Origin of the sequence: Streptomyces sp. NPDC046712 (assembly GCF_040645695.1) — a bacterium.
Classification (GTDB): Bacteria; Actinomycetota; Actinomycetes; order Streptomycetales; family Streptomycetaceae; genus Streptomyces.
The window spans coordinates 20379-46604 of the sequence record NZ_JBEYYW010000015.1; the positions used below are offsets into that span (position 1 = coordinate 20379).

Here is a 26226-nt window from a genome sequence, read left to right on the forward strand (position 1 = left end):
AAGGTCTCGCCCGGTCCGCAACGCCGGACACTCCCTGGGGCCCATCCGGCGGATCATGGCCGGCTCTGTGACGCCGGCCCGTTCAGCCCGCGGGAGTGTCCCAGTCGGCGGTGACCTCCTGCGCCACATCGCGGAGCAGCGTCAGGAAGACCTCGGCCAGTGGCGTGAGCGAGGTGTCGGCCATGGTGACCGCGTGCAGCTCCCGGTGGGGCCGAGGGCGGGCGAGGTCGCGGTGAACGATGCCGGGGAGCCGGGACACGGCCAGGCGGGAGACCAGGGCGACGCCGATGCCGGTGCCGACCAGAGCCTGGGCGACGGCGTAGGAGGCGGTCTGGAAGCGGATCCGAGGGGTGAAACCGGCCCGCTCCGCGGCCCGGTCGAACTGCTCGCGGGCGGCCGTCCCGGCGACGATCACCACCCACGCCTCGTGTTGCAACTCCGCCAGCCGGAGCGGGGTGTCCCGCAGTTGCGGGGCGGCCAGCGGATGGTCGTCGGGCAGGGCCACCACCATCGGGTCGCGGAGCAGAGGATGCACCGCGACGTGCGGCGGCGGTTCGGGCGGCTCGCTCCAGGAGGCGATGACCGCCAGGTCCAACCGCCCCTCCGCGACCTCGGCCGGACCACGCTCGGACAACAGGTCCTCCACCGACACGTCCGCCTGCGGATGGCGGTGGCGCAGCGCGGTCAGAGCGGGCGGGAGGAGGTGGAGCGCGGCGGCCTGGAAGGCGCCGACCCGCAGCCGCAACGACAGCCGGCCCAGCAGGGCGGCCAGCCCCTCCGCGGCCGCCTCCGTCTGTTCGTCTACCACCCGCCCGTGCCGGGCCAGGAACGCACCGGCAGGAGTGAGCGACGCGCCGCGGGGACCGCGCAGCACCAAGGGGGCCTCCCAGTCCCGCTCGGCGCGCGCCACCTGCTGGGTCACCGCCGCCGGGCTGAGCCCGAGGGCGTGTGCGGCGCCGGTCAGTGAACCGTGCCGTTCGATCAGCGCGAGCAGTCGGCGCGCTCAACCGGTGGCGGCACCGAACCACTTGGGCAGCCGGCGGAGCAGCTCCTGCTGGTCCTCACCCACCCACGCCACATGGCCGTCCGGCCGCAGCAGCACCGCGGGCACGTCCAGTTCCTCGCCGGCGTCGACGACGTGGTCGACCCGATCCGCCCAGCCCTCCACCGAGAGCCGGCCGGTCCGGTCGAGCAGCAGTCCGCGGCCGCCGTGCATCAGCTCGTAGAGACGCCCCTGCTTCAGCCGCACGTCCCGCAGCCGCCGTCCGAGCAGCTCGTGCCCCTCCCCGAAGTCGTAGCGGACGTCGACCGCGGTGATCATCCCGGTCACGTACCGGTTCACCTCCTCGAAGTCCATCAGCCTCGAGAGCAGCTCCCGCAGCGCGGTCGCACCCGGATCGGACCCCAGCAGAGTGATCTGCGCGCGCGTGTTGTCCAGCACGGCGGCGCCCACCGGGTGCCGTTCGGCGTGGTAGCTGTCGAGCAGCCCCTCCGGCGCCCAGCCGCCCACCTCGGCGGCCAGTTTCCAGCCGAGGTTGAACGCGTCCTGGATGCCGAGGTTGAGCCCCTGCCCGCCGGTCGGCGGGTGGATGTGGGCCGCGTCGCCGGCCAGCAGCACCCGGCCGACCCGATAGCGCTCGGCCTGCCGGGTGGCGTCGCCGAACCGGGACAGCCAGCGTGGCGAGTGCACGCCGAAGTCGGTGCCCGCGAACGCCCGCAACTGCCGCTTGAACTCCTCGAGGGTCGGCGCGGTCGCGCGGTCCTCGGCCACACCGTCGGCGGGCACGACGACGCGGTACGTCCCGTCCCCGTTGGGGATCGTGCCGAACCTCAACTCGGTCTTGCGGACTTCCGCGACGACGGCGGCGACCGTGGCCGGATCCTCGATCATCTCCATGTCGCCCAGCAGCGTCTCGACCTTGGCGGGCTCACCGGGGAAGCCGACGCCCAGCAGCTTGCGAACCGCACTGCGGGCACCGTCGCACCCGACGAGGTACCGCGAGCGCAGGCGCGTGCGTCCCCCACCCCCGGCTACGTCCCCGTCGCCGGACCCACCGGCTACGCCCTCACGGGCGGGAGTGCCCCGATTCGCCAGCTCGACGGTCACCCCGTCCTCGTCCTGACTCAGCCCGACCACCTCGCAGCCGCGGCGGATCTCGGCACCGAGTTCGAGCGCACGCTCGTTCAGCAGCCGCTCGGTGACCGGCTGCAGAGTGGAGAGACCGTACGGGTGCGCCGTGTCCAGCCCGTCCGGCCACGGCTTGTGGATGCCGCCGAAGAAACCACCGACCTGGAACTTCTCACTGACCGCGAGGAACCGGTCCAGCAGCCCGCGCTGGTCCATCATCTCGACGCTGCGCGTGTGCAGGCCGCGCCCGCGGGACTGTCCGGTCGGCTCGGTCAGCTTCTCCAGCACGACCACGTGCACGCCGTGCAGCCGCAACTCGCAGGCCAGCATCAAGCCGGTCGGTCCGCCGCCGACAACGATCACGTCAATCATCAGAAGGCCCATTCGAAGAGATTGGATTTCGGCCGGGCGCTGCCCACGCACGGACTGCGTGAATCTGCCGTTTCCGCAGGTCCTGGCCTTGGCCGATCAATTCTGCGGCACGACCGGGGCCTTGCCGCAAGGCCCCCCGTGCGCTATATCTTGAGAGTGGCGAGGAGTAATTGACTCCTTGCCTTTTCTCTTTCCTGCTGCCGAACCCCTTTTGTCGCCGAACGTGAGCGACGGGTTCTCCGGTCAGGCGGCGGGCTTGCCGGGCTGGTCGTGGGTGGAGCAGTGGATGCCACCGCCGCCGGAGGCGATGGTGTCTATCTGCAGCTGGACGATGTCCCGCTTGGGGAAGTGCTCCTGAAGGATGCCCTTCGCCCGCGCGTCGGCCTTCCGGTCGCCGAACTTGGGCAGGAAGACCGCGTCGTTGGCGATGTAGAAGTTGGCGTAGGTGGACACGAAGTCGTTGCCCTCGCCGGTGAGCCTGTCGAGGTCGGGCTGCGGCAGGTCGATGATCTCGAAACGCCGACCCCGTGCGTCGGTCGCCCGGCCGAGCACCGAACGGGCCTGATCGGCCGAGCGGGACCAGGAGTCCGGGGGAGTGCCGGGGAACGCCTGATCGAGAAGGACCACGCCGGGCGCCACGAACCGTACGAGGCTGTCCACGTGGGCGTCGGTGATGTCCTCGCCGCGGACGCCCGCCAGCCAGACCACCTTCTCCACGCCGAGGGTCTCGATGAGTTCGTCCTCGATCCGGTCCCGGCTCTTTCCGCGGTTGCGGTTGTCGTTGACGATCGAGCTCTCGGTGATGAGGAGGGTGCCCTCGCCGTCGGTCTCGAAGGAGCCGCCCTCGGCGACGAGCGGCGCCTGCTCGCGGGGGATGCCGTACTTGCCGAGCAGTTGGCGCCCCACCTGGGCGTCGTTGGTGTGCTCCTGCTTGTTGCCCCAGCCGTTGAAGTTGAAGTCGACCCCGACGACCTCGCCGTCGTCCTCGACGAAGACGGGGACGGTGTCGCGGGCCCACAGGTCGTCGACGGCGAGTGGAATGACCTCCACCTGAGAGCCACAGGCCCGCTGGGCCGCCGCCACCTGGTCGGGGCGGGCCATCATCACGACCGCCTCGTACTCCCCGACGGCCCGGGCGATGCGGGCGATGTCCTCCCGTACGTACGGCAGGTCGTCCTCCCAGACGGAGGCGAGGGCCGGCCAGGACATGAACGTGCGGGTGTGACTCTCCCATTCGGCACCGAACCGGCGCTCGCCACCGGCCGCCGGGGTGCGGGCCGGGGCGGGGGTGGTGGTCGCGCCGCCGCTGACGGACTCGTCAGGATCGCAGGCGGTGGCACCGAGGCCGAGGGTGCCGCCGATGACGGCGAAGGCACGCAGGGCACCGCGGCGGGAGAAGGGGAGGTGGGACACGATGTGCTCCGATCTGGACTGGCGAGGCTATCCGGCGGCGGCGGGCGGAGAGCGGTGACGCGCGCGGCGGCGGGTGTCGTGGGCCTTCGCTCCACGCGACCGGTGGCGGCGCCACTCTGGCATTGACTGAATTTTCAGTCAAATCTCGGTCGCCGAAGTGGTAGTAGATGAGCGACTTGGACACGCCCGCCTCGGCGGCCAGCTCCTCCACCCGCAGTCCAGGCACTCCTCGGTGCGCGGTCACCTGGGCGGATACCTCGAGGATCGCCGTCTTCCGGTCCTTCACCCTGTGCTCCTGCGTGCGGACGTTCGTCCGACGGTCCCCTGTTGACTGAAACTTTAGTCAACAGACACAGCAGCGAACGCCGTGCCAAGTAGGCCGGATAGGGTTCGTGACATGGCGTCTCGCAGTACTCAGATCCTGGAAGCGGCCGCGCGGGTCATCGCCCGGCGTGGGGTCCGCGGCCTCCGCGTGGAGGAACTGGCCGAGGAGGCAGGGGTCTCCACGGGCCTGATCTACTACCACTTCAAGGACCGCACGGGAATCCTGCGCCACACGCTGGAGTTCATCAACGACCGCGCCGAGCGGTACACCACGGCCCAGGACCCCGACGCCGAGCCGCTGAGCCCCCGCGAGGAGCTCGACCAGGTCCTGCTCCTGGAGCTCCAGGACACCCCGGAGGTACGGGAGAACAGCACCGCCTGGGGCGAGCTGCGGGCGAGCGCCGTCTTCGACCCCGTCCTGCGCGAGGACCTCGCCCGGGCCACCCTGGTCTGGGTGCAGGAGGTGGCCGCGCTCCTGGGTCAGGTCCACCCCATGGCGCCGGCGGCCAGGCTCGCCTCCGCCGCGGAGCGGCTCACCGCTCTGCTCGAGGGGCTGAGCATGCGCTGGCTGTGCGGCGGCATCACGATCGGCCATGCGCGCGGCCTCATGGCGGAGGCCGTCGAGGTGGAGCTGGCCCGGCTGCGGCAGCCGTAACGGCCGACGGCCCGCCGTTCGGCGGGTCCGCCGCTCTGCAGATGGCACCCGGTGGGTGCCCCTATTGCAGGAGGGCACCATCTGCGCCCCCACCCTTGACTGAAATTTCAGTCAGTGCCAAGGTGAGGCCATCGCCGGGCCCGTCGCCCGCTCGCATCCCGATGCCGAGCGCCCAACACGACAAGCCCCGGCCCCTCGCTCTCTCCCCGCCGACCGCCTGGGCACGGGCGGCGGCGGCATCCACTGCGTCACGCAGCAGCAGCCCGTCGCATAGCCGGGCCGACGGGCCGGGGCCCCGGGTATCGGTGTGCCTGCCGGTGTCCGGGGTCGGTCCGGACGGGACCTCGTGGAGAAGCCGACCTCGTCTCACACGGGCGGGTGATCATCCGGTGCCATCGCCGCCGTAGGGCGGCGACGGCGCGCCTCGCGTCCCTAGACTCCCCGCACATGTCGCTCTGGCTGCTCAACCATTTCAGCACCTTCACGCTGGCCGTGATCACCGTCGGCGGGACCGTCGCCCTCGCAGTGACGGGCAGTCTGCTGCTCCGCCGCAGACACCCGTCGCTGGCCGAGGGCGAGCACAACGACATGGTGGGCGTGACGCTGGGAATGTTCGGCGCGATCTACGGCATCATCCTCGCGTTCGTCATCGTCACCCTCTGGACACAACTGGAGAGCACGCAGACCATCGTGGCGACCGAGGCCACCGACATGGCGCTCATCGCCCGTGACGCCGCCGCCTTCCCGGCGCCCGTCCGCGCCCGCGTCGACGGCGCGCTGAGCGAGTACGTCCACGCGGTGGTGGAAGACCAGTGGCCCCGGATGCGCGCGGGCCGGCCGAGTTACGGTGCCACCGCCGGCAAGCTCCAGACCGTCTACGACGTGCTCCAGGCGTACGAGCCGAAGACGGTGCGCGAAAAGGTCTTCTACGAGGAGGCCGTCCACCACCTCGACGACGTCGCCTCCCAGCGCCGGGCCCGCCTCACCATGGCCGAGCAGGAACTGCCCCCGTTGCTGCAGGTCCTGGCCTTCGGCGGCGCGATCGTCCTGATCCCGCTCACCTTCCTGTACGGCATGCGCAGACTGCGGATCCAACTCCTCTTCGTCGCCTCGGTCGCCGCCCTCATCGGCTTCAGCCTCCTCCTGGTCTTCGTCCTCGACCGCCCCTTCGCCGGTGAGCTGAGCGTCAGCCCGGCCCCGTACCGGGAGGGAGCGCTCGAGAAGTACTGGACTCCGTGAGCCGACCGTCGCGTCGCCCGGTCCGGCCCGTCGTCCATTCGGCTGGTGAATGCCACGCGCGTCGCCGGACCTGTTTTTCCGTCCGGTACGGTCGGTCATGATGCGGGTCACAAAAGTGACGAACATGCCCATTCCGGCTTTGCGAGGCGGGCTTTCCCATGACCATGTCCATTCGTAACCAGCTCCCCGGCACCGTCACGGCCGTCACCGCCGGCGAGGCGATGGCGTCGGTGAAGGTGCGCCTGGCGGGCGGTCAGGACATCACCGCCGCGATCACCGCCGACGCCGTCAAGGACCTGGGCCTGGCCGAGGGTGCGGGGGTCAAGGCCCTGGTGAAGTCCACGGAGGTGGCGCTCGCGACGGGGCCCGTCGAAGGCATCTCCATCCGGAACCAGCTGGCCGGCACCGTCACCGAGGTGTCGACGGGTGGCGCCATGGGATCGGTGAAGGTCTCCGTCGAGGGCGGCGAGTTGACCGCCGCGATCACCAAGGACGCCGTCGAGGACCTCGGCCTGAACGCGGGCACCTCCGTCGTCGCGCTGATCAAGTCGACCGAGATCTCGCTCGCCTCCGCCTGATCGGCTGCGCGCCACCGCCGAGGGCCGCCCACCGCACAGGTGGGCGGCCCTCTCTCGTACCGCAGCCTCTTCATCCCGAAGACATGAGGAGGGGCTGTCCGTTCCCCCGGACGGACAGCCCCTCCGATCCGAGTGCTCCCGGTCGGTCACGGCTTCTGGAAGCCGGCGTCCTGGAGGATCTTCTGGGCCTCGGGGGTGCTCAGCCAGGCCGCGAAGGCGGCAGCGGCCTCCGCGTTCTTGGAGTCCTTGATCGTGGCCGCCGGGTAGGACGCGACGGCGTTCTGGGCGTCGGGGATGTCGACGGCGTCGACCTTGTCCTCGGCGCTCGCGGCGTCGGTCTTGTAGACGAGGCCGGCGTCGGCCTCGCCGAGCTCGACCTTGCTGAGCACGGCGCGGACGTTCGGCTCCTGGGAGACCGGCTTCACCGTGATCTTCTGAGCGTCCAGGATCTTCTTGCTGTACTTGCCGGCGGGCACCTCGGGGGCCGCGAGGACGACCTTGAGCTTGGTGTCCGCGAGGTCCTTCAGATCGTCGACCTTGTGCGGGTTGCCCTCGCCGGTGGCGATGACGAGCCGGTTCTTCGCGATGACCGACGGAGTGCCGGTGTCCGCCTTCACCTTGTCCATGCTCTTGGTGTCGGCGGTGACGAGCACGTCGGCGGGGGAGCCCTGCGCGACCTGGGCCACGAGCTCCTGGGAACCCGCGAAGGAGAAGGTGATCTTCGTGCCGGGGTGCGCCTTCTCGTATGCGGCACCGGCGGTCTTGAACACGTCGGTCAGCGATGCTGCCGCCAGCACCGTCAGGTCGGCCTTGGGCGCGGCGCTCGCGGAACCCGAGGCCGTGGACCCGCCGGTGTCCTCCTTGGTGTCCTCGTTGCCGCAGGCGGAGAGCGGGACGAGCAGGGCCGCGGTGAGGGCGGCAGCGGTGACACGGCGTCTGGTGACGGTGAGGGTGACGGACATGAGGGTCTGAACTCCTTGGGGACGAAAGGAAGATGCGGGGAGCGGGGCGCCGGACGCGCGGACGGCCATGGGCACCCGGTACTGCGTGAGAGGTCAGGTGCGGTCGATGTGCACGCTGGTCGACTTCACGCGGGCGGTGGCCTGCATGCCGACTTCCAGTCCCAGTTCGTCATCGCCACTGTCACCCTGACCGATGCTGTAGGACTGCATGTGCGACACCGTAGGTCGAGTTGGCTCTCATCTGCAAGAAACATGGACGACCGTCCATAGCGAATGAGAGGCAGGTTGGAGGAACGGACGACGAGGCCCCTCACTCGCTGCATCGTGAGCATCAAACAAGAGGAGTTTTATGGATCGTGCTGGGCATCTACCATGAATGACCTCACATTCGCCTCCTGAATGTGAGGTGCGGGTTGGGGCCCGTGAGCGCAAGGAGTTCCGTATCCAGGTCGACCATCTTCTCCGGCTGGACCGTCTCGATCTCTCCCTCGTCTGGGGCGACGAGGTGTTGCTCGGTCAGGAGGTCGCGGGTGTGACGGCCACGGACCTGGAAGACCCGACCCGGTTCCTGCAGCCGGGCGGGATCGTGCTGAGCGGGCTGGTGTGGTGGAGCCGGCAGGACGACCCGGCCAAGGCCGACCGGTTCGTGTCCGCGCTGCGCGGGGCGGGGGCGGTGGCCCTGCTGGCGGGGGAGGAGACCCACGGCGAGGTACCGCGGGAAGTGGTGGACGCCTGCCGGAGTCATCGCGTCGCGCTCCTGGCCGTACCCGCGCACACGAGCTTCCGAGAGGTCACCGAGGCCGTCTACCTGCGTCAGTGGGGCGAGCTGAGCCGCCGTCCCACGGATCACTACGCCTTGCCCGAGAACGTGCGCATCGACCTGGACCGCGCGCTCGAACGCGGCGCCTCCGCAGGCGAATTGCTCGACCGGGCCTTCGCCCATCTCGGCACACCCGCCTGCCACCTGCTCACCAGCACCGGCCGTACGGTGGCTCGGACCGCCACCGCGACCGAGCTCGCCGCGCGGGTGGCCGCCGAGCAGCTGCGCGGCTCGCACGGCACGACCCTGCGCGTCGAGGCCGACGACACCGCCTTCGACGCCTGGCATCTCCACCTGCCGGAGGAGGGGCAGGTCCCGCCGCGGGTCCTCCAGGAGATAGCCGAGTCGCTGGGTCGGCTTCGGCGCCTTCAGGACCGACGACGGGCGGCACGCGCCGCGGCCTCCGCGGAGCTCATGGAGATCGTGGGCAGGACGCACATCGACGCCGACCGCGTGCGGAACGCGCTGGCGGCTTGCGGTCTGGGCGAGAGGAGCACCTACACCGTGGTCGTCGCGGACCTGGAGCAGGGAGGGGAGACAGGGGCGGAGGGCGTGGCCGCGCTCACGGAAGCGCTGAGCCACCCCCCGTCGGTCTCGTTCGCCGTCGCCGAGCGCCCCGGGGGCCAGGCGATGGCCGTCCTCGCGCACGAGGAGAGCGCCGAGTTCGATGTGAAGGAGCGGCTCGGCGAGGTGTGGCCGCTGGTCCACGGCTGCCGGCCGGAGAGCCCCCTGCACGCAGGGGTGAGTGAGCCCGTCGCCACCCCCGCCGGGCTGAACGCCGGGCTCGTCCAAGCCGGTTACACGCTGGCCGCGGCCCGTACGACGGCGCCGTCCTCACCGCGTGTCGCCGGCCTCGGCGACCTCGACGGCCTGGAAGCGCTCATGGCCGGCATTCCCGCCGACGTACGGGCCGTGTACCGCGCCACCGTCCTCGGCCCGCTCCTGCGGGACGAGCGGGCATCGCACTCCGTGCTCCTGGAAACCCTGCAGATCTTCCTGGCGCACAACTGCTCCTGGGCCAGGACCGCCGAGGCCCTGCACCTCCACGTGAACACCGTGCACTACCGCATCCAGCGCATCGAGGACCTCACGGGTCGCGACCTGTCCCGCCTCGACCACAGACTGGACCTGCGCGCCGCACTCCTGTGCCGCTGACAGCGGGTGGGGTCAGGGCACGTCGATGTGGACGTTCGTCGACTTCACCCGCGCCGTGACGGTGACCCCGACGTCGAGCCCCAGCTCCTCGACGGCCTCCCGGGTCACCAGCGACACCAGCCGGTGCGGCCCCGCCTGGACCTCCACCTGCGCGGCCACGTCGTCGACCCGTACCGCCGTCACGATCCCCACGAACGCGTTGCGCACCGAGGTCGGTACGTCGTCCTCCGGCACGGCGTGCAGCCCGGGCCCGCGCTCCTTCGCGAAGCGCGCCAGCGCCGCCCCCTCGACGACCCGGTTGCCCGAGCCGTCCCGCTCGACGCGCAGCCGACCCCCGTCCGCCCACCGGCGAACGGTCTCCGAACTCACTCCGAGCAGCCGCGCGGCCTGCCCAATGCTGTACGACGGCACAGTCGCACTCTAGGCCACGCCCCGACTCCGTGACGCCCCCACGTCGGACGGCCCGGGCGGGCCGGCGCCATGTGCGTTCACTCGGAGCTCATTGCAATCCGGCTCCGGATCGCTCATTGCGTTCAGCGCCATATTCATTGCAACGAGCGGGCATCTTGCCTATGCTCATAGGTCAATTGAACTTCCATCACTCGTTGACGGAATCATAAACGCAATGTAGCGTCGCGGACGTTCAGTGGTTCTCGAACATTGATGGACGGGGAGATTCATGACGGAAAAGAGCAACAGCGGCTTCTCCGAGTCGGGGCTGCGCAGGGTGCGTGACGTACTGGCACGGCACGTGGAGTCCGGGAAGATTCCGGGGCTCGTCGCCCTGATCGGCCGGGGCGAGGAGACGCACGTCGAAGCGCTCGGGACGATGCGGCACGACGGTGGCGAGCCGATGCGCCGGGACACGATCTTCCGGATGGCCTCGACGTCCAAGCCGGTCGCGGTGTCCGCGGCGATGATCCTTCTCGACGAGTGCAGGCTGCGGCTGGACGACCCGGTGGATCCGTGGCTGCCCGAACTCGCCGACCGCCAGGTGCTGAAGCGGATCGACGGCCCGCTGGACGACACCGTGCCGGCGCGGCGGCCGATCACCGTACGGGACGTACTGACGTCCACGTTCGGGCTCGGCATGGATATGACGTCGCTGGGCACTCCGATCATGAACACGGTCTTCGAGCAGGGGCTCACGCCCAACCTGCCGGAGCCGATGCCCGAGCCGGACGAGTGGATGCGCCGCCTCGGCGCGCTTCCGCTGATGCACCAGCCCGGAGAGCGCTGGCAGTACCACATCAGCAACGATCTCCTCGGCGTGCTCGTCGCCAGGGTCACGGGCCAGACGTACGAGACGTTCCTGCGTGAACGCATCTTCGACCCCCTGGGCATGAAGGACACCGGTTTCCACGTCCCCGCCGACAAGATCGACCGGCTGCCGCCCCTCTACGCCCCCGACCCGCAGACCGGCGAGTTCCACGTGTGGGACGAGGCCAAGGGGGGACGCCACAGCGAGCCTCCGGCCTTCCACGGCGGCGGCGGTGGACTGACCTCCACCGTCGACGACTACCACGCCTACTTCCGGATGCTCCTGAATCACGGGATGCACGGCACCGAGCGGATCCTGTCCCGGCCCGCCGTCCAGCTGATGACCACCAACCGCCTCACGCCCGAGCAGCAAGCCGTCCGACACGCCATGGCCGTCAACAACGTCCATATCTCCTTCGGCCAGGGGCAGCACGGCGGTTGGGGCTTCGGCATGGCCGTGCGTACCTACCGCGGTGACTACGCGCCCACCGGCCAGTTCGGCTGGGACGGCGGAAGCGGCACCTCGACCTACGCCGACCCGGAGAACCAGCTCACCGGAATCCTGCTCACCCAGGTCGGGACGTCCGTCCCGGACCCGGCGCGGCTCTTCCACGACTTCTGGACCACGGTCTACCAGGCCATCGACGACTGAGGAGACGGGGCGATCGACCACGTGGGCGGGGTTGGCCGGCTTCCCGTACGGGACCGGCTGCCCCGGCAACGGTGGCAGCCCGCCGAAGGCTGCTCCCCGCCCGTCCGCCGGCTACAGCCAGTCCCGCCTCTTGAAGATGACGTACAGGCTCGTACACACCACCGCCATCAGCAGGATCGCGAACGGATACCCGCCCGCCCAGTGCAGCTCCGGCATGTTGTCGAAGTTCATGCCGTAGATCGTTCCCACCAGTGTGGGGGCGAAGAGGATGGCCGCCCACGAGGAGATCTTCTTGATCTCCTCGTTCTGTTCGAAGCCCGCCTCCGCCAGTGCCCGCATCTCCGCGTTCTGCTGCTGCGTCACCAGGGTCGCGTTCACCGTCAGGATTTCCGTCAGGGCCTGGCGGAAGCCGTCCACGCGTTCGCTGGTGTGGGTGACGTGGTCGGCCACGTCGCGGAGGTAGCGCTGGAGTTCCTCGTCCGTGCCGTACTTGGCGAAACCCGCCATCAGGCCGTGCAGCATGCCCACCAAGGGGCGGGTGGCGCGCTGGAACTCGACCATTTCGCGGGAGAGTTCGTAGATACGACGGGAGACCGCGGGGTCGCCGCCGAAGACCTCGGTCTCGATCTCGTCGATGTCGTTCTGGACGCCCGCGACGACCGGGGCGTAGCCGTCGACCACCGCGTCCAGGATCGCGTACAGCACCGCCTCGGGGCCCAGCGCCAGGAGGTCGGGGTCCTGCTCCATGCGGTGGCGGACCGCCGAGAGGTCCGGGGCCGCTCCATGGCGGACCGTGATCACGAAGTCCCGGCCCACGAAGACGTGGAGCTCGCCGAAGTCCACCTCCTCCTGGGCGTCCAGATAGCGGGCCGCGCGCAGGACGACGAAGAGGGTGTCGCCGTAACGTTCCAGCTTCGGGCGCTGATGAGCCTCCAGGGCGTCCTCGACCGCCAGCTCGTGGAGGTCGAACTCGCCTGCCAGCGAGTGGAGTTCGGACTCCGTCGGGCGGTGCAGGCCGATCCAGGCCATGCCGTCGGGGTACTCCCGCAGCCGACGGAAGGTCTCCGCCAGCGTGGCGGGGGAGGCGACCCGGCGGCCGTCCCGGTACAGGGTCGCCTGCACCACGCTCGGCCGGTCGTCCGGTACGGCTCCGGGCCCGGCCGGCTGCTCAGGCGGCTGCTCCGCGGCCGGCGGTTCCGGCTGGCGGCGCCAGGCTGCGCGAGGGCGGCGCTCCGACATCGTGGGTCCTTCTCCAGGTGCATGATCGGGGCCAGGGTCTCCGGGCAGGATATACGGGGCGAATTACGGCAGCGCGGTGGAGCGGCGCACCCGCGACCCCGATTGCGGACCGTGTCTGTCCGCAAGGGCGAGTAGCGTGCCGCACATGGCATCCAAGACGACGAAGACGACGAACCCGGTCCTCTCCTCCCGCGCGCTGGGCCGCGCCACGCTGGCCCGCCAGCTCCTCCTGGCCCCCGCCGCGATGTCCGCCAAGGACGCCGTCTCGCACCTCCTCGGACTCCAGGCGCAGAACACCAAGCCGCCGTACTATGCGCTCGCCGCCCGGCTCGACGGCTTCCGGCCCGAGGACCTCTCCGACCTCATGGAGTCCCGCGAGGTCGCCCGCATCGTCACCATGCGCTCCACCATCCACACCCACACCGCCGACGACGTGCTCACCCTGCGGCCCCTGGTCCAGGCCGCCCGCGACCGCGAGATCGGCATCTTCCGCAAGGGCCTCGTCGGCGTCGACCTCGACCGGCTCGCCGCCCTCGCCCGCGCGCTCGTCGACGAGCGGCCCCGCACCCCGAAGGAGATCCGCGAAGCCCTCCTCGTCGAGTGGCCGGACGCCGACCCCCAGTCCCTCGGCGTCGCCGCGCGCTGTCTGCTGCCCCTGGTCCAGGTCACCCCGCGCGGTCTGTGGCGCAGGAGCGGCCAGGTCTGCCTGACCACCGCGGAGAACTGGTTCGGCCGCCCCGCCGAACCCACGCCCGCCCCCGACGACACCGTCCTGCGCTATCTCGCCGCCTTCGGCCCCGCCTCCGTCAAGGACATGCAGACCTGGTGCGGCCTCACCCGCCTCCGCGACGCCTTCGAGCGCCTGCGGCCCCGGCTCGTCACCTTCCAGGACGAGCACGGCGTCGAGCTCTTCGACCTGCCCGACGCCCCGCGCCCCGACGAGGACACCCCGGCCCCGCCGCGCTTCCTCCCCGAGTACGACAACCTGCTCCTGTCGCATGCGGACCGGAGCCGCGTCGTCGCCGCCGAGGCCCGCAACCGCACCTGGAAGGGCAACCAGGCGTACTGCGTCTTCCTCCTCGACGGCCTCCTCGCCGGCCTCTGGCGCCTGGAGGAGACCAAGGAGCGCACGACGATGACCATCCAGCCCTTCGGCCGTACGACCAAGGCCGAGCGCGCCGAGCTGGAGGAGGAGGCCGAGCGGATGCTGGGGGTGCTGGCTCAGCCGGGCGTTCCGTACGAGGTGGGTTTCGGGACAGTCAACGAGTAGGCCGGCAACCGACCGGCCGACGAGTAGCCCGGCATCCGCCCGGCCCTAGCCGACGGGTACGCCCCCAACCGCCCGGCCGACGAGTAGGTCCCCAACCGCCCGGCCCGGCGAGAGCCCCCACCGCTCGGCCCGGCGAGTAGGCCCCCCACCGCCCCGGCCGACGAGCAGACCCGCAACCCCACCGCCGCCTACAGCAGCACCCCCGCCCTCCGCGCCGCCACCACCGCCTCCAGGCGCGTGTGCGCGCCCAGCTTCCGCATCGTGGAGCGGAGGTAGCCCTTCACCGTTTCCGGGCGCAGTCCGAGACGGTCCGCCACCGCCGCGTTCGTCGCTCCCGACGCCACCGCCGCCAGTACGTCCAGCTCGCGCGGGGTCAGCGACACGTCCGGCGTGCGTTCAGGACCGGCCGAGGCCGTCTCCAGACGGCCGCACACCGCAAGGAGCCGCGCCCGCAGCCGCGGGTCCGCGACCTGGGGGGCCAGTTCGCGCAGCTCGCCGTGGGCCTGGCGGACCTCCTCCCACGAGGGCCCCGTGGCCGGCCCCGCCAACCTCTGCCGCACCTCGTCCCGTACCGTCAGCGCCTGTTCGACGTCCCGCGCCGCCGCCACCGCCGCGTCGGCGACGCGCTCGCCCAGCGGCAGGGCGTCCCGCAGCGCCCCGTACAGCACGCCGCGCACCTTGCGCCGTACGACGACGGGCACCGCGATCACCGACCGCAGACCCTCCGCCGACACGGGACCGTCGTACTCGTGCGTGATGTGCCGCGCCGACGGATAGTCGACGACCGCGCACGGCCGCGCCAGGGCCAGGCACTTCCCGCCCAGGCCGCTGCCCGTCGAGATCGCCAGGCCGTGCAGGGCGGGGGTGACGGCCCCGTTCAGCTCCGCGATCCGCAGCGGCCTGCCCTCGTGAAGCAGCCCGCCGAAGACCAGGTGCAGTCCGGTGGCGCGGCGCAGCCGCAGCAGAGCCCCGCGCATCTCCACCGCTTCCGTCTGCTCGGGCACGCGACCACTCCTTCACCCCCGAACGGGGGTAGTGAGACCTGGGTCACCGATTACACGATGTCCGTGACCGGTCCCGCAACGAGGAGGACACATGACGGCTACCACGGCGACGGAGAGGTTCCGGGCCGCCCGAGACTTCCTGCTCCAGCACCGCGAGGACTACGAGACCGCGTACGAGGGCTTCGCCTGGCCCCGCCCGGACCGGTTCAACTGGGCCCTGGAGTGGTTCGACGTCATCGCGGCCGGCAACGACAGGACCGCGCTCCACATCGTCGAGGAGGACGGCACCGAGACGAAGCTGAGCTTCGCCGAGATGTCCAACCGCTCCAACCGGGCCGCCAACTGGCTGCGCGCCCAGGGCGTACGGGCCGGCGACCGGATCATCGTCATGCTCGGCAACCAGGCCGAACTGTGGGAGACCGCGCTCGCCGCCATGAAGCTGCGCGCCGTCGTCATCCCCGCCACCCCGCTCCTCGGCCCCGCCGATCTGCGGGACCGCGTCGAGCGCGGCCGGGCCCGGCATGTGATCGTGCGCGCCGAGGACACCGCCAAGTTCGACGACGTGCCGGGGGAGTACACCCGCATCGCCGTCGGCGGGGACAGCGTCGGCTGGCTCGGCTACGAGGAGGCGTACCGCCGGCCCGACACCTTCGAGCCGGACGGCGTCACCCACGCCGACGACCCGCTGATGCTGTACTTCACCTCAGGCACGACCGCCCGGCCCAAGCTGGTCGAGCACACCCACACCTCGTACCCCGTCGGCCATCTCGCCACCATGTACTGGATCGGCCTCAAGCCCGGCGACGTGCATCTGAACATCTCCTCGCCGGGCTGGGCCAAGCACGCCTGGTCCAACCTCTTCGCCCCGTGGAACGCCGAGGCGACCGTCTTCATCCATAACTACACCCGCTTCGACCCGGCACGCCTCATGACGGAGATGGAGCGGAACGGCGTCACCAGCTTCTGCGCCCCGCCGACCGTCTGGCGGATGCTGATCCAGGCCGACCTCACCCAGCTGAAGAACCCGCCGCGCGAGGTCGTCGCGGCCGGTGAGCCGCTCAACCCCGAGGTCATCGAGTCCGTGCGCCGCGCCTGGGGCGTCACCATCCGGGACGGCTTCGGCCAGACCGAGACCGCCGTCCAGGTCTCCAACAGCCCCGGCCAGCGCCTCAAGGAGGGCTCCATGGGCCGGCCGAGCCCCGGCTTCCGGGTCACGCTGGTCGACCCGGTGACCCACCAACCGGACGTCGAGGAGGGCGAGATCTGCCTGGACCTGTCCACCGATCCGGTGGGCCTGATGACCGGCTACCACGGCGACCCGGAGCGTACGGCCGAGGCGATGGCCGGCGGCTACTACCGCACCGGCGACATCGGTTCCCGCGACGCCGACGGCTACATCACCTACATCGGGCGCGCCGACGACGTCTTCAAGGCCTCCGACTACAAGATCTCGCCGTTCGAGCTGGAGAGCGCGCTCCTGGAGCACGAGGCGGTGGCCGAGGCGGCGGTCGTGCCGGCCCCGGACCCGCTGCGGCTCGCCGTCCCGAAGGCGTACATCGTCCTCGCGGACGGCTGGGAGCCGGGCGAGGACACGGCGAAGGCGCTCTTCGCCCACTCGCGCGCGGTGCTCGCCCCGTACAAGCGGGTGCGGCGCATCGAGTTCGCCGAGCTGCCGAAGACCGTCTCGGGGAAGATCCGCCGGATCGAACTGCGCGAGCGTACGGCGAAGGGCAAGGGCACGGAGTACGCGGAGGGGGACCTCGCATGACACTCTCCTACGCACACGGGGCGAGCTCCACGGAGCTCCTCGGCGACACGATCGGCGTCAATCTCGACCGCGCGGTCGCGGCCTGGCCCGAGCGCGAGGCGCTCGTCGACGTACCGACCGGGCGCCGCTGGACGTACGCCGAATTCGGCGCGGCCGTCGAGGCGTTGGCGGACGCGCTGCTCGGCAGCGGGGTGGCGAAGGGCGACCGGGTCGGGATCTGGGCTGTCAACTGTGCCGAGTGGGTGCTCGTGCAGTACGCCACCGCCCGCATCGGCGCCATCATGGTGAACATCAACCCTGCGTACCGCGCCCATGAGTTGGAGTACGTGCTCAAGCAGGCGGGCATCTCCCTGCTCTTCGCCTCCCTCGCGCACAAGACGAGCGACTACCGGGCGATGGTCGAGCAAGTCCAGGGGAACTGCCCGGAGTTGCGTGAGGCGGTCTTCATCGGTGATCCGAGCTGGGACGAGCTGATCTCCCGTACGGCGGGAGGGCGGCGCCCGGCGGAGCTGTCCTGCGACGAGCCGGTCAACATCCAGTACACCTCGGGGACGACGGGTTTCCCCAAGGGCGCGACCCTCTCCCACCACAACATTCTCAACAACGGGTACTTCGTGGGCGAGATGATCGCCTACACCGAGCAGGACCGGATCTGTATCCCCGTCCCGTTCTATCACTGCTTCGGCATGGTGATGGGAAACCTGGCGGCCACCTCGCACGGCGCCTGCATGGTCATCCCGGCACCGTCCTTCGACCCCGCGGCCACCCTCCGCGCGGTCGAGCAGGAGCGCTGCACCTCGCTCTACGGCGTCCCGACGATGTTCATCGCGGAGCTGAACCTCCCCGACTTCGCCTCGTACGACCTCTCCACCCTCCGCACCGGGATCATGGCGGGCTCGCCCTGTCCGGTGGAGGTGATGAAGCGGGTGGTCGCCGAGATGAACATGGCCGAGGTGTCGATCTGTTACGGCATGACGGAGACCTCACCCGTCTCCACGCAGACCCGGCGCGACGACGACCTGGAGCGCCGTACGGGCACGGTCGGCCGCGTCATGCCGCACGTCGAAGTGAAGATCGTCGACCCGGCCACCGGTCTCACGATGCAGCGGGGCGTGGCCGGCGAGCTGTGCACCCGCGGTTACAGCGTGATGCTCGGCTACTGGAACGAACCCGAGAAGACCGCCGAGGCCGTCGACTCCGGCCGCTGGATGCACACCGGTGACCTGGCGGTGCTGCGCGAGGACGGATACGTCCAGATCGTCGGCCGCATCAAGGACATGATCATCCGTGGTGGGGAGAACGTGTACCCGCGCGAGATCGAGGAGTTCCTCCACGGGTACGAGAAGATCGCCGACGTCCAGGTCGTCGGTGTCCCCGACGCCCGCTACGGCGAGGAGATCCTCGCCTGCGTGATTCCGCGCGACCCCGCGGACCCGCCGAGCCTGGACGACATCACGGCGTACTGCCGCGACCGTCTGGCGCACTACAAGATCCCGCGCCGGGTGGAGATCCTCACGGAGTTCCCCATGACGGTGAGCGGCAAGGTACGGAAGGTGGAGCTCAGGCAGCGCTACGGGGAGGGGTAGGCCGCCCGGAACCCGGCCCCGGTCTCGGCCACGGCGAGCTCGCGCCGCATGCAGACCCGGGGCCAGGTCGCCAGACCATGGGCGGCCTCGGCCCGCTGGATGGCGCGCAGGCCCGCGGTGAGGTCCGGGTCGGACTCGGCGAGCGGACGGAAGCCGAGACGCGTGTAGTACGGCGCGTTCCAGGGAACCTCGGTGAAGGTCGTCAGGGTCAGCGCGGTCAGCCCCCGCCCGGCCGCGTCCGCCGCCAGATGCTCGATGAGGCAGCGGCCGATGCCCCGGCGGGCGGCGGCCGGGTGCACCGACACCTGCTCGATGTGGGCGGCGCCGTCGACGGTGTCCGTCAGCAGGTACGCCATCGGGCGGTCGGCCTCGTCGGCGGCCACCCAGGCACGGCCGGCCCGCCGGTAGGAATCCAGGACGTCCAGCGGCAGGGGCTCGTCGTCGGCGATGACCGCCATGCCGAGGGAACGGAAGGGTTCGCCCGCGGCCCGCTCGATGTCCTGGAGCAGCGGGAGTTCGGCCGGTGCGGCCACTCGGATGCGCATAGGACAGTATGGCGCGAGGTCAGTCCGAGCCGCCGCCCCCTCCACCGGCCTCGCCCCCGCTCCAGCCGCCGCCTCCGCCACCGCCGAACCAACCACGGCCGGTGGCATAGCCGTCCGCCCCGCCGCCGCGACCGAGCAGACCGCCGTCGCGTGAGAAGCGGGGGAGGAAGAGGGCGAGCGCGGGGTCGCCGTAGAGCGCGACGTACAGCAGGACCAGATTGCCGTCCGTGACCTCCCGGCGATGGGCGGGCAGGGGGTGGCGAGCGCGCAGCCCCGCGAGGAGGCGGCGGGCGGCGCGGGTCGTGGGCGGGAGGAACAGACAGGCGAGCGCGGCACAGGCCGGCACGGCGCCGAGGACGAGCGCCAGAGCGAGGGTCGAGCCCGTGGGGCGGGCGACCAGCAGGCCGGCCGGGATCGCCGCCGCCGCGCCGAGCAGCAGCGCCCGTGCCGTCAGCAGACGCCCGCGCGGACGCAGCAGCCCGGAGCGGGCGAGCTCGGTCCGCAGGGCGTCGACGGCACGACGGGCCCTCGGCTGGGAGGCCAGCACCCTGAGGCCCAGGGCGCGGCGGAGCGAGCTGTGCACCCCCAGCTGGATCGGATCACGGGTCCTGCCGGGCCCGCCGTTGGCCCGAATCGTGCCCCTGCGCCCCGCGGCCACCGCACCGCGCTGGTGCAGCGCGACCAGTGCCACCACGACGACGGCCCGCCGCCCACCCCGGAGCAACGCCAGGGCCTGCGGGGGCAGTTCGGGCCGCCCGGGGCTGCGGGTTCGCAACAGGGCGAGTGCGAGAACAAGTTGTGCGCAGGACGCGCCGATGAACCACCACATCTCCGACGGCATGACGCCCACCCCCCGAGGATGTTGTGCCCGGGGGAGTGTGATCGTCACGCGCGAATGGCCGGATTCTGAGGTTCTTTTGAGGTGCGGGGGCCGTCCCTACAGCTTCCCCCACACCAGGACGAGGCGATGGCCGCCGAGCGCCGTGGCGAAGGCGTCGAGGAACCGGGGAGCGAACTCGGGCCAGTCCCAGAACTCGAATCCGAGGTACCCGAAGGCGTAGTAGTCGCCGGCCCAGCTCCAGGCGGTCAGATCGCCTGCGTGGCCGCAGTGCGCACAGGCCACGGCGGCGGCGCCCGTGGCGTGCCAGGTGGAGATCGCCGCATGGAAGGGCTCCCAGGCGCCTTCGACGATCTCCCAGTAGTCGGTGTAGAACACCGTGCGCGTGGCACAGTGCGGGCAGGTGGCGTGCTCGGCGTCCCCCTGGCCGCCGAAGAACACCGTGCGGCCGATCTCGATCTTCAGCCCATCGGTGGGCTCCCAGTCCTCGTGCTCCACGGCCGAGGCCCAGTGCGGACCGGGCGGATGCCCGAGCGGGGCGCCGAGCACGCAGTCCGTGCGCTCGGCGCGCACGATGCCCTGCCCGACGAGCCACTCGAGGGCGCGCGCGGCGAGCGCGGGGGCTTCCTCCGGGGTGGCATCGAGGTCGACGACGGTCTGGAAGTGGTTACCCATGTCGGTGACCGTAGAGGGCGCCACCGACAACCGGGCCGCGGGCCCCGGGGCCTTTCCGGCGGATCAGAGCCGGACAGGCCCCGGGGGACGCCCGGCGCAGCGCGGGAGCCGTCTAGGCGCCGGTGGTGATCAGTTCGTCCGCCGGGGTGTTGACCGGCTGGGGCGTGCCGGTCAGGTCGAGGACGAAGAGCGGGATGCCGAGCTCGTCGGCGCGGGAGCGGGCGTCGGGGGTGTAGCCGGCGAGGGAGAAGAAGACGCTCACGGCCGAGCTGCTGAGCCCGTTCAGCCACAGGCACTCGACGGCCCGCAGGGCGGCCGGGCGGGTGCTGGGGTCGACCTGGGCCACGAGCCCGGGTGCCCGGAGGTCGACGCCGGACGCGGTCCGCTCCTCGGGCTGGACGACGTTCCGGAACCCGAGCCAGCGCAGATACCCGGCCGAGGCGGCGACCGCGTCCCGGGCCGTACGGATGGTGACGGGCCGGAACGAGGGCCTCGGGGGTGCGGGGTGCGGGGCGGTGGGCGGCAGCGGGATGTGCGTGGGGTAACGCTCGGCGAACGCCCGACGCCGTCCGGCACCGAGGCCGCCCGCGACGTTGCGGAGCCCGTCCTGAGAGTCGTCGCCGGGGCGTATGCCCGGGGCCGGCGCCGCGTCGTCCGGGCCGGCGGCCAGGGGGCCGGTGGGGGTGCCCGCCTCCGGGGAGGTGGTGCCGAACCCGGTGTGTGCGCCCGTACCAGCGCCTGGCGCCGCTCCGGGGTGGTCGGTACCCGTTCCCTGCGCTTCCGGGGCCTCCCACGCCCCGAGGGCCGGATCCGGCTCGGAGATCCCCCGGAGGTCGTCCGGGGCCGGTGGCGTACCGCCGTCGGCACCCGCGTCGAGGACCGGCACACGCAGGACCGTGCCGCAGGTGCAGCCCAGCTCCGGGTGGGGCCATGCGTCCTCGCGGCCGCAGGCGACACAACGCACCGTGACCCATTCGTCCGTCCAGTTGCGGTGCGTGACCGGCTCGCCCGTCGCCCCGGGGACCACCGGTGGCACCACCGGCGTCCCGCAGGCGCACGGGAAGACCGGCGCCGCGTACGGCTGCGTACGGAGGCACTCCGGGCAGCTCACCGGTACCGACTCACCCACACCGAACCCCACGCCGGACCCCCTGTCTTCCCGCCCCCATCGTCCACCAATCCGCCACGGGAGGGGAGGGAGTTCGGCCAACGTCCGAGGCCCGTCTCTTGACGGCCCTCGGCCCCCCGACCTACATTGCTTCCACATAGTAGAACAATACTTCCGCAATACGGAAACGAGCCCACGTGACGGTGGCGCAGCCGTTTCCGCCTGGCCGAAGCAGGAGCCCTCCATGCCTCGTATGACCGCCGCCGCAGCGGCCGTTGAGATCCTCAAGCGCGAAGGCGTCACCAACGCGTTCGGCGTGCCCGGCGCGGCGATCAACCCCTTCTACCGCGAGCTCAAGAACGTCGGCGGGATCAGCCACACCCTCGCCCGGCACGTCGAGGGCGCCTCCCACATGGCCGAGGGCTACACCCGCGCCAAGGCCGGCAACATCGGTGTCTGCATCGGTACCTCCGGCCCCGCTGGCACCGACATGATCACCGGCCTGTACTCCGCGATCGCGGACTCGATCCCGATCCTGTGCATCACGGGCCAGGCCCCGGTCTCGAAGCTCCACAAGGAGGACTTCCAGGCCGTCGACATCGCCTCGATCGCCAAGCCGGTCACCAAGGCCGCGACGACCGTCCTCGAGGCCGCGCAGGTCCCGGGCGTCTTCCAGCAGGCCTTCCACCTGATGCGCTCCGGCCGTCCCGGCCCGGTCCTCATCGACCTGCCGATCGACGTCCAGCTGACCGAGATCGAGTTCGACCCGGAGACGTACGAGCCGCTGCCGGTCTACAAGCCGCAGGCCACCCGCGCCCAGGCCGAGAAGGCCCTGAACTTCCTGCTGGAGTCCGAGCGCCCGCTGATCGTCGCCGGTGGCGGCATCATCAACGCCGACGCCTCCGACCTGCTGGTCGAGTTCGCCGAGCTGACCAACATCCCGGTCATCTCCACCCTCATGGGCTGGGGCACCATCCCGGACGACCACGAGCTCGCCGCCGGCATGGTCGGCGTCCAGACCGCGCACCGCTACGGCAACGCGACCTTCCTGGAGTCGGACTTCGTCCTCGGCATCGGCAACCGCTGGGCCAACCGCCACACCGGTTACAACATGGACGCCTACACCAAGGGCCGGAAGTTCGTCCACGTCGACATCGAGCCGACCCAGATCGGCAAGATCTTCGCCCCGGACTACGGCATCGCCTCCGACGCCAAGGTCGCCCTCGAGCTCTTCATCGAGATCGCGAAGGAGCTCAAGGCCGCGGGCAAGCTGCCGGACTTCACCGCCTGGGCCGAGTCCGCGCAGGAGCGCAAGGCCACCCTGCTGCGCCGCACCAACTTCGACAACATCCCGATCAAGCCGCAGCGCGTGTACGAGGAGATGAACAAGGCCTTCGGACCGGAGACGCGCTACGTCACCACCATCGGCCTCTCGCAGATCGCCGCGGCGCAGTTCCTGCACGTCTACAAGCCGCGCCACTGGATCAACTGCGGCCAGGCGGGCCCGCTCGGCTGGACCATCCCGGCCGCCATCGGTGCCGCCACCGCGGACCGCGACACCCCGATCGTCGCCCTCTCCGGCGACTACGACTTCCAGTTCATGATCGAGGAGCTGGCGGTCGCCGCCCAGCACAAGGTCCCCTACGTCCACGTTCTCGTGAACAACGCCTACCTGGGTCTGATCCGTCAGGCGCAGGGCAACCTGGGCATCAACTTCGAGGTGAACCTCGAGTTCGAGAACATCAACACCCCGGAGATCGGCGTCTACGGCGTCGACCACGTCAAGGTCGCCGAGGGCCTGGGCGTCAAGGCCATCCGCGTCACCGACCCGGACAAGCTGGGCGAGGCCTTCGAGGAGGCCAAGAAGCTCGCCGTCGAGCACCAGGTCCCGGTCGTCGTCGAGGCCATCCTGGAGCGCATCACCAACATCGCGATGAGCAAGACGGTCGACATGAGCGACGTCACCGAGTTCGAGGAGATCGCCACCGAGCCCGGCCACGCGCCGACCGCGATCAAGGCCCTCAAGGTCTGACGACCCGCACGGTCCGATCGGCCCGTAGAAGGTACGGCCCCCGCCCCGAGAGCACCGGAGCGGGGGCCGTCCCGCGTCAACCCTGCGCCCGGACCAGTGCCGCCCCGGCTTCCGTCCAGTCGTAGAGGACCGACCGTCCCGCCCTTCTCCGCCGCACCAGCCGGGCGTCGAGCAGCACCTTCAGATGCCGCCCCACCGACCCGAGCCCCTGCCCCGTCAGCTCCACCAACTGGCTGGTGGACATGGGGGATCCGAGTCGTACGAGCACCCCGGCCCGCGCGCTTCCGAGCAGCGCGGCAAGAGCCGAGGGGACGGCCGGGCCCGCCACGTCGGCCAGGGCTCCCGCACAGGGGTAGACGATCGCGAAGCGCTCCGTCCCCTGCCACGACACCCACCCCCGGCTCGGCGTCACCGGCACGAAGAACAGCCGGCCTCCGGCTACCGATCTCGGCGGATAATCACGGGTGTTGACCTGGAGCCTCCCGTCGCCGAGCCAGCGCGTCTTCCCCGGACTCAGCTCGTCGAGCGCCGCCGCCCACCCGCCCCGGGACAGCCGGTTCGTCCGCGCCAGCACATCGGCCTCCAGCACACGCCGACGGCGCGGCCAGGTCGGCAGGACCGTCTCCCGCCACACCCAGGCGAGCAACTCCGCCATCCGGTACGGCAGATCGGTCGCCGACGCCAGCGGCTCGGGGACCGGCCCACCCAGCGAGACCGCGAGGTCCGCCACCGCCGCCGCGGGCGGGGTCTCCCGGATCCGCGCCAGCTCCTCCTCGAAGCCCGGCTCGCCCTCGCCCAGCGGGGTGGGGGTCACGAAGTCCGCGTTCCACGCGGTCCCGAGCGCGGCCCGCACCAGCAGGGCGTCGAGCGGATCGGCCGCCAGCCGCGCCCGGTAGGCGGGCAACCGGTCCGCCAGCCACGCGCGCTCGCCCGGATGCGCGGGCTTCGGCAGGTCAAGGGTCTGCAGCGCGGCGATGGTCTCGGCCAGCGGGGACACCAGGAACCGGCTGCCCGCGAGCGCGTCCGCGTCGATCTGCCACCAGCCCATGTTTCGCCTCCCCGCGAAACAATAACGGCCCCCCTCCGCGCTCTCGGAGACTCCGGCCCATGCGTAGCTATCAGGAGCTGTTCCGTACACCGGAGTTCACCCCGCTCTTCCTCACGGCGGCCGTCCAGGTCGCGGCCCAGACGGTGGCGGGCCTTGGGCTCGCCACACTCGTCTTCCGCTCGACGGGCTCCCCGTTCCTCTCCGCCCTCGCCCTGTTCGGCCCCGCGCTCGCCCAGGTCCTCGGCGCGACGACGCTGCTGTCGGCCGCCGACCGGCTGCCGCCGCGCGCCGCCCTGGCCGGCATCGCGCTGGTCTTCGCCCTCGGCACGGCCGCCCAGGCCGTACCCGGTCTGCCGACGGGTGCGGTCTTCGCGATCCTCCTCGTCCTGGGCCTTGTCGGCTCCGTGGGCGGCGGGGTGCGCTACGGACTCCTCGGCGAGATCCTGGCCCGCGAGGGCTATCTGCTCGGCCGCTCGGTGATGAACATGGCCGTCGGCGTCTGTCAGATCGCCGGGTTCGCGACCGGCGGGGTGCTGGTGGCGACCCTGTCGCCGCGCGGGACGCTGCTGATCGGAGCCGCCCTGTACCTCGCCGCCGCGCTCCTCGCCCGCCTCGGCCTCTCCCGCCGCGAGCCACGCGCCTCCGGCCGGGCCTCGGCCGCGGAGACCTGGCGCACCAACGCGCTCCTGTGGTCCTCACGCCCGCGCCGGCACGTCTACCTCGCCCTCTGGGTCCCCAACGGGCTGATCGTCGGCTGCGAATCGCTCTTCGTCCCGTACGACCCCGGGAGTGCCGGGCTGCTCTTCGCCTGCGCCGCGCTCGGGATGCTGGCCGGGGACACCGTGGTCGGACGCTTCCTGCCACGGAGCCGGCGGGCTCGGCTCGGCCCGCCGCTCCAGATGCTGCTGGCAGCCCCGTACCTGCTCTTCGTGCTGGATCCGGGGCTGCCGCTCGCCCTGGTGGCGGTGACCGTGTCCGCCGTGGGCTACAGCGCGAGCCTGCTGTACCAGGAGCGGCTGATGGCCCTCGTGCCGGACGAGCTGAGCGGTCACGCCCTGGGCCTGCACTCCTCGGGAATGTTGGCGCTCCAGGGGCTCAGCGCCGCGCTGGCGGGCGCCGTCGCCCAGGTCACCTCGCCGGCGGTGGCGATGACGGCGCTCGCCGCCGCCTCACTGGCGGTGAGTGTCGCGCTGGTGCTCACCGGGGGCGTCGGGGAACGCGAAAGAGCGCGGAACCAGGGACCGTAAACCTGGTTCCGCGCTCTCGTTGTGCCCGCCCGACGGTGCGAGGCTGGCGCGACAGGACGTTCGCGCCGCCGGGCGGAGTCTTGGGGGGAGGTGGGGCGTTGGGACCGCGGCGGCGACGACGGGCTGCCCGGGGGTCCCTTCCTTCAGGTCAAGAAGGGGCCCGGTTCGCCCTTACCACCGCACTGGCTCGTGCACCGCCGCGGTCCTCACGCTGTCCGTTCCGCCGGCCACCCCTCATCCGGGCCGTCGGTCCGGACGGCGTACGGCAGTTGACCTCCCGTCAAGTGCCGTACGCGGTCTGGAAACTG

22 protein-coding genes and 2 pseudogenes are annotated in these 26226 nt (G+C 71.2%); 10 read left to right on the plus strand and 14 right to left on the minus strand.

Annotated features, from left to right (window positions below):
• Positions 1-82: 82 nt before the first annotated feature.
• The 4 genes and pseudogenes from ABZ939_RS20285 to ABZ939_RS20300 all read right to left on the minus strand — a co-directional run.
• Complete coding sequence (locus ABZ939_RS20285; protein ID WP_361857104.1) at positions 83-994, minus strand: LysR family transcriptional regulator; 912 nt, start codon at positions 992-994, stop codon at positions 83-85.
• Between the two features lie 9 nt (positions 995-1003).
• Positions 1004-2500, minus strand: a complete 1497-nt coding sequence (gene rox, locus ABZ939_RS20290; protein WP_361856697.1) for a rifampin monooxygenase — start codon at positions 2498-2500, stop codon at positions 1004-1006.
• Between the two features lie 243 nt (positions 2501-2743).
• The gene (locus ABZ939_RS20295) at positions 2744-3913 is read right to left on the minus strand and encodes an agmatine deiminase family protein (protein WP_361856700.1); all 1170 of its coding nucleotides are present in this window, start codon (positions 3911-3913) and stop codon (positions 2744-2746) included.
• Between the two features lie 145 nt (positions 3914-4058).
• Positions 4059-4199, minus strand: a pseudogene (locus tag ABZ939_RS20300) (helix-turn-helix domain-containing protein); the annotation flags it as partial.
• Positions 4200-4310: 111 nt separating this feature from the next.
• Between ABZ939_RS20300 and ABZ939_RS20305 the strand changes: the two are divergent.
• The 3 genes from ABZ939_RS20305 to ABZ939_RS20315 all read left to right on the plus strand — a co-directional run bounded on the left by ABZ939_RS20305 (position 4311) and on the right by ABZ939_RS20315 (position 6709).
• Entirely contained in the window at positions 4311-4892 is a 582-nt protein-coding gene (locus ABZ939_RS20305) for a TetR/AcrR family transcriptional regulator (RefSeq protein ID WP_361856703.1), read from the plus strand.
• Between the two features lie 447 nt (positions 4893-5339).
• Positions 5340-6131, plus strand: a complete 792-nt coding sequence (locus ABZ939_RS20310) for a DUF4239 domain-containing protein (protein ID WP_361856706.1) — start codon at positions 5340-5342, stop codon at positions 6129-6131.
• Between the two features lie 158 nt (positions 6132-6289).
• Positions 6290-6709 carry a TOBE domain-containing protein gene (locus tag ABZ939_RS20315; protein ID WP_361856709.1) on the plus strand — a complete coding sequence of 140 codons (420 nt, stop codon included), beginning with the start codon at positions 6290-6292 and terminating at the stop codon, positions 6707-6709.
• Between the two features lie 146 nt (positions 6710-6855).
• Here ABZ939_RS20315 and modA read toward each other — a convergent pair whose 3' ends face one another.
• Together modA and ABZ939_RS20325 are read right to left on the minus strand one after the other, a co-directional pair.
• Positions 6856-7671, minus strand: a complete 816-nt coding sequence (gene modA / locus ABZ939_RS20320; RefSeq protein ID WP_361856712.1) for a molybdate ABC transporter substrate-binding protein — start codon at positions 7669-7671, stop codon at positions 6856-6858.
• 93 nt (positions 7672-7764) lie between these two features.
• A pseudogene (locus ABZ939_RS20325) lies at positions 7765-7842 on the minus strand (TOBE domain-containing protein); the annotation flags it as partial.
• A gap of 235 nt (positions 7843-8077) precedes the next feature.
• On the opposite strand from ABZ939_RS20325, the gene ABZ939_RS20330 reads away from it, so the two are divergent.
• Positions 8078-9646, plus strand: a complete 1569-nt coding sequence (locus ABZ939_RS20330; protein WP_361856715.1) for a PucR family transcriptional regulator — start codon at positions 8078-8080, stop codon at positions 9644-9646.
• 12 nt (positions 9647-9658) lie between these two features.
• Here ABZ939_RS20330 and ABZ939_RS20335 read toward each other — a convergent pair whose 3' ends face one another.
• Positions 9659-10057 (minus strand): helix-turn-helix transcriptional regulator, encoded by a 399-nt coding sequence (locus ABZ939_RS20335; protein ID WP_361856717.1) that lies wholly within the window; start codon positions 10055-10057, stop codon positions 9659-9661.
• 268 nt (positions 10058-10325) lie between these two features.
• Between ABZ939_RS20335 and ABZ939_RS20340 the strand changes: the two genes are divergently transcribed.
• Positions 10326-11558, plus strand: a complete 1233-nt coding sequence (locus ABZ939_RS20340; protein WP_361856720.1) for a serine hydrolase domain-containing protein — start codon at positions 10326-10328, stop codon at positions 11556-11558.
• Between the two features lie 111 nt (positions 11559-11669).
• Here the strand turns inward: ABZ939_RS20340 and ABZ939_RS20345 are convergent, their stop codons facing one another.
• Entirely contained in the window at positions 11670-12797 is a 1128-nt protein-coding gene (locus ABZ939_RS20345) for a magnesium and cobalt transport protein CorA (protein WP_361856723.1), read from the minus strand.
• Between the two features lie 145 nt (positions 12798-12942).
• Here ABZ939_RS20345 and ABZ939_RS20350 point away from each other — a divergent pair, with 145 nt between their 5' ends.
• Positions 12943-14067, plus strand: a complete 1125-nt coding sequence (locus tag ABZ939_RS20350; RefSeq protein ID WP_361856726.1) for a winged helix DNA-binding domain-containing protein — start codon at positions 12943-12945, stop codon at positions 14065-14067.
• 188 nt (positions 14068-14255) lie between these two features.
• Here the strand turns inward: ABZ939_RS20350 and ABZ939_RS20355 are convergent, their stop codons facing one another.
• Entirely contained in the window at positions 14256-15071 is an 816-nt protein-coding gene (locus ABZ939_RS20355; RefSeq protein WP_361856729.1) for a helix-turn-helix transcriptional regulator, read from the minus strand.
• Between the two features lie 91 nt (positions 15072-15162).
• Between ABZ939_RS20355 and ABZ939_RS20360 the strand changes: the two genes are divergently transcribed.
• Both ABZ939_RS20360 and ABZ939_RS20365 read left to right on the plus strand, forming a co-directional pair.
• Positions 15163-16839, plus strand: a complete 1677-nt coding sequence (locus ABZ939_RS20360) for an AMP-binding protein (protein WP_361856732.1) — start codon at positions 15163-15165, stop codon at positions 16837-16839.
• A complete protein-coding gene (locus tag ABZ939_RS20365) occupies positions 16836-18425 on the plus strand; it encodes an AMP-binding protein (protein ID WP_361856735.1) in 1590 nt (529 codons plus the stop codon). The genes ABZ939_RS20360 and ABZ939_RS20365 overlap by 4 nt, the downstream gene beginning before the upstream one ends.
• On the opposite strand, the gene ABZ939_RS20370 is transcribed toward ABZ939_RS20365, so the two are convergent.
• The 4 genes from ABZ939_RS20370 to ABZ939_RS20385 all read right to left on the minus strand — a co-directional run bounded on the left by ABZ939_RS20370 (position 18410) and on the right by ABZ939_RS20385 (position 21594).
• The gene (locus ABZ939_RS20370) at positions 18410-18970 is read right to left on the minus strand and encodes a GNAT family N-acetyltransferase (RefSeq protein ID WP_361856738.1); all 561 of its coding nucleotides are present in this window, start codon (positions 18968-18970) and stop codon (positions 18410-18412) included. The genes ABZ939_RS20365 and ABZ939_RS20370 overlap by 16 nt on opposite strands.
• 19 nt (positions 18971-18989) lie before the next feature.
• Positions 18990-19811 carry a TIGR04222 domain-containing membrane protein gene (locus tag ABZ939_RS20375; RefSeq protein ID WP_361856741.1) on the minus strand — a complete coding sequence of 274 codons (822 nt, stop codon included), beginning with the start codon at positions 19809-19811 and terminating at the stop codon, positions 18990-18992.
• A 96-nt stretch (positions 19812-19907) separates the two neighbouring features.
• A complete protein-coding gene (locus tag ABZ939_RS20380) occupies positions 19908-20483 on the minus strand; it encodes a hypothetical protein (RefSeq protein ID WP_361856744.1) in 576 nt (191 codons plus the stop codon).
• Between the two features lie 112 nt (positions 20484-20595).
• A complete protein-coding gene (locus ABZ939_RS20385; protein WP_361857107.1) occupies positions 20596-21594 on the minus strand; it encodes a hypothetical protein in 999 nt (332 codons plus the stop codon).
• A gap of 241 nt (positions 21595-21835) precedes the next feature.
• Between ABZ939_RS20385 and gcl the strand changes: the two genes are divergently transcribed.
• Complete coding sequence (gcl, locus tag ABZ939_RS20390; RefSeq protein ID WP_361856747.1) at positions 21836-23623, plus strand: glyoxylate carboligase; 1788 nt, start codon at positions 21836-21838, stop codon at positions 23621-23623.
• 76 nt (positions 23624-23699) lie between these two features.
• On the opposite strand, the gene ABZ939_RS20395 is transcribed toward gcl, so the two are convergent.
• The gene (locus tag ABZ939_RS20395) at positions 23700-24671 is read right to left on the minus strand and encodes an ArsR family transcriptional regulator (RefSeq protein ID WP_361856750.1); all 972 of its coding nucleotides are present in this window, start codon (positions 24669-24671) and stop codon (positions 23700-23702) included.
• A 59-nt stretch (positions 24672-24730) separates the two neighbouring features.
• On the opposite strand from ABZ939_RS20395, the gene ABZ939_RS20400 reads away from it, so the two are divergent.
• A complete protein-coding gene (locus tag ABZ939_RS20400; RefSeq protein ID WP_361856753.1) occupies positions 24731-25918 on the plus strand; it encodes an MFS transporter in 1188 nt (395 codons plus the stop codon).
• Positions 25919-26226: the final 308 nt, after the last annotated feature.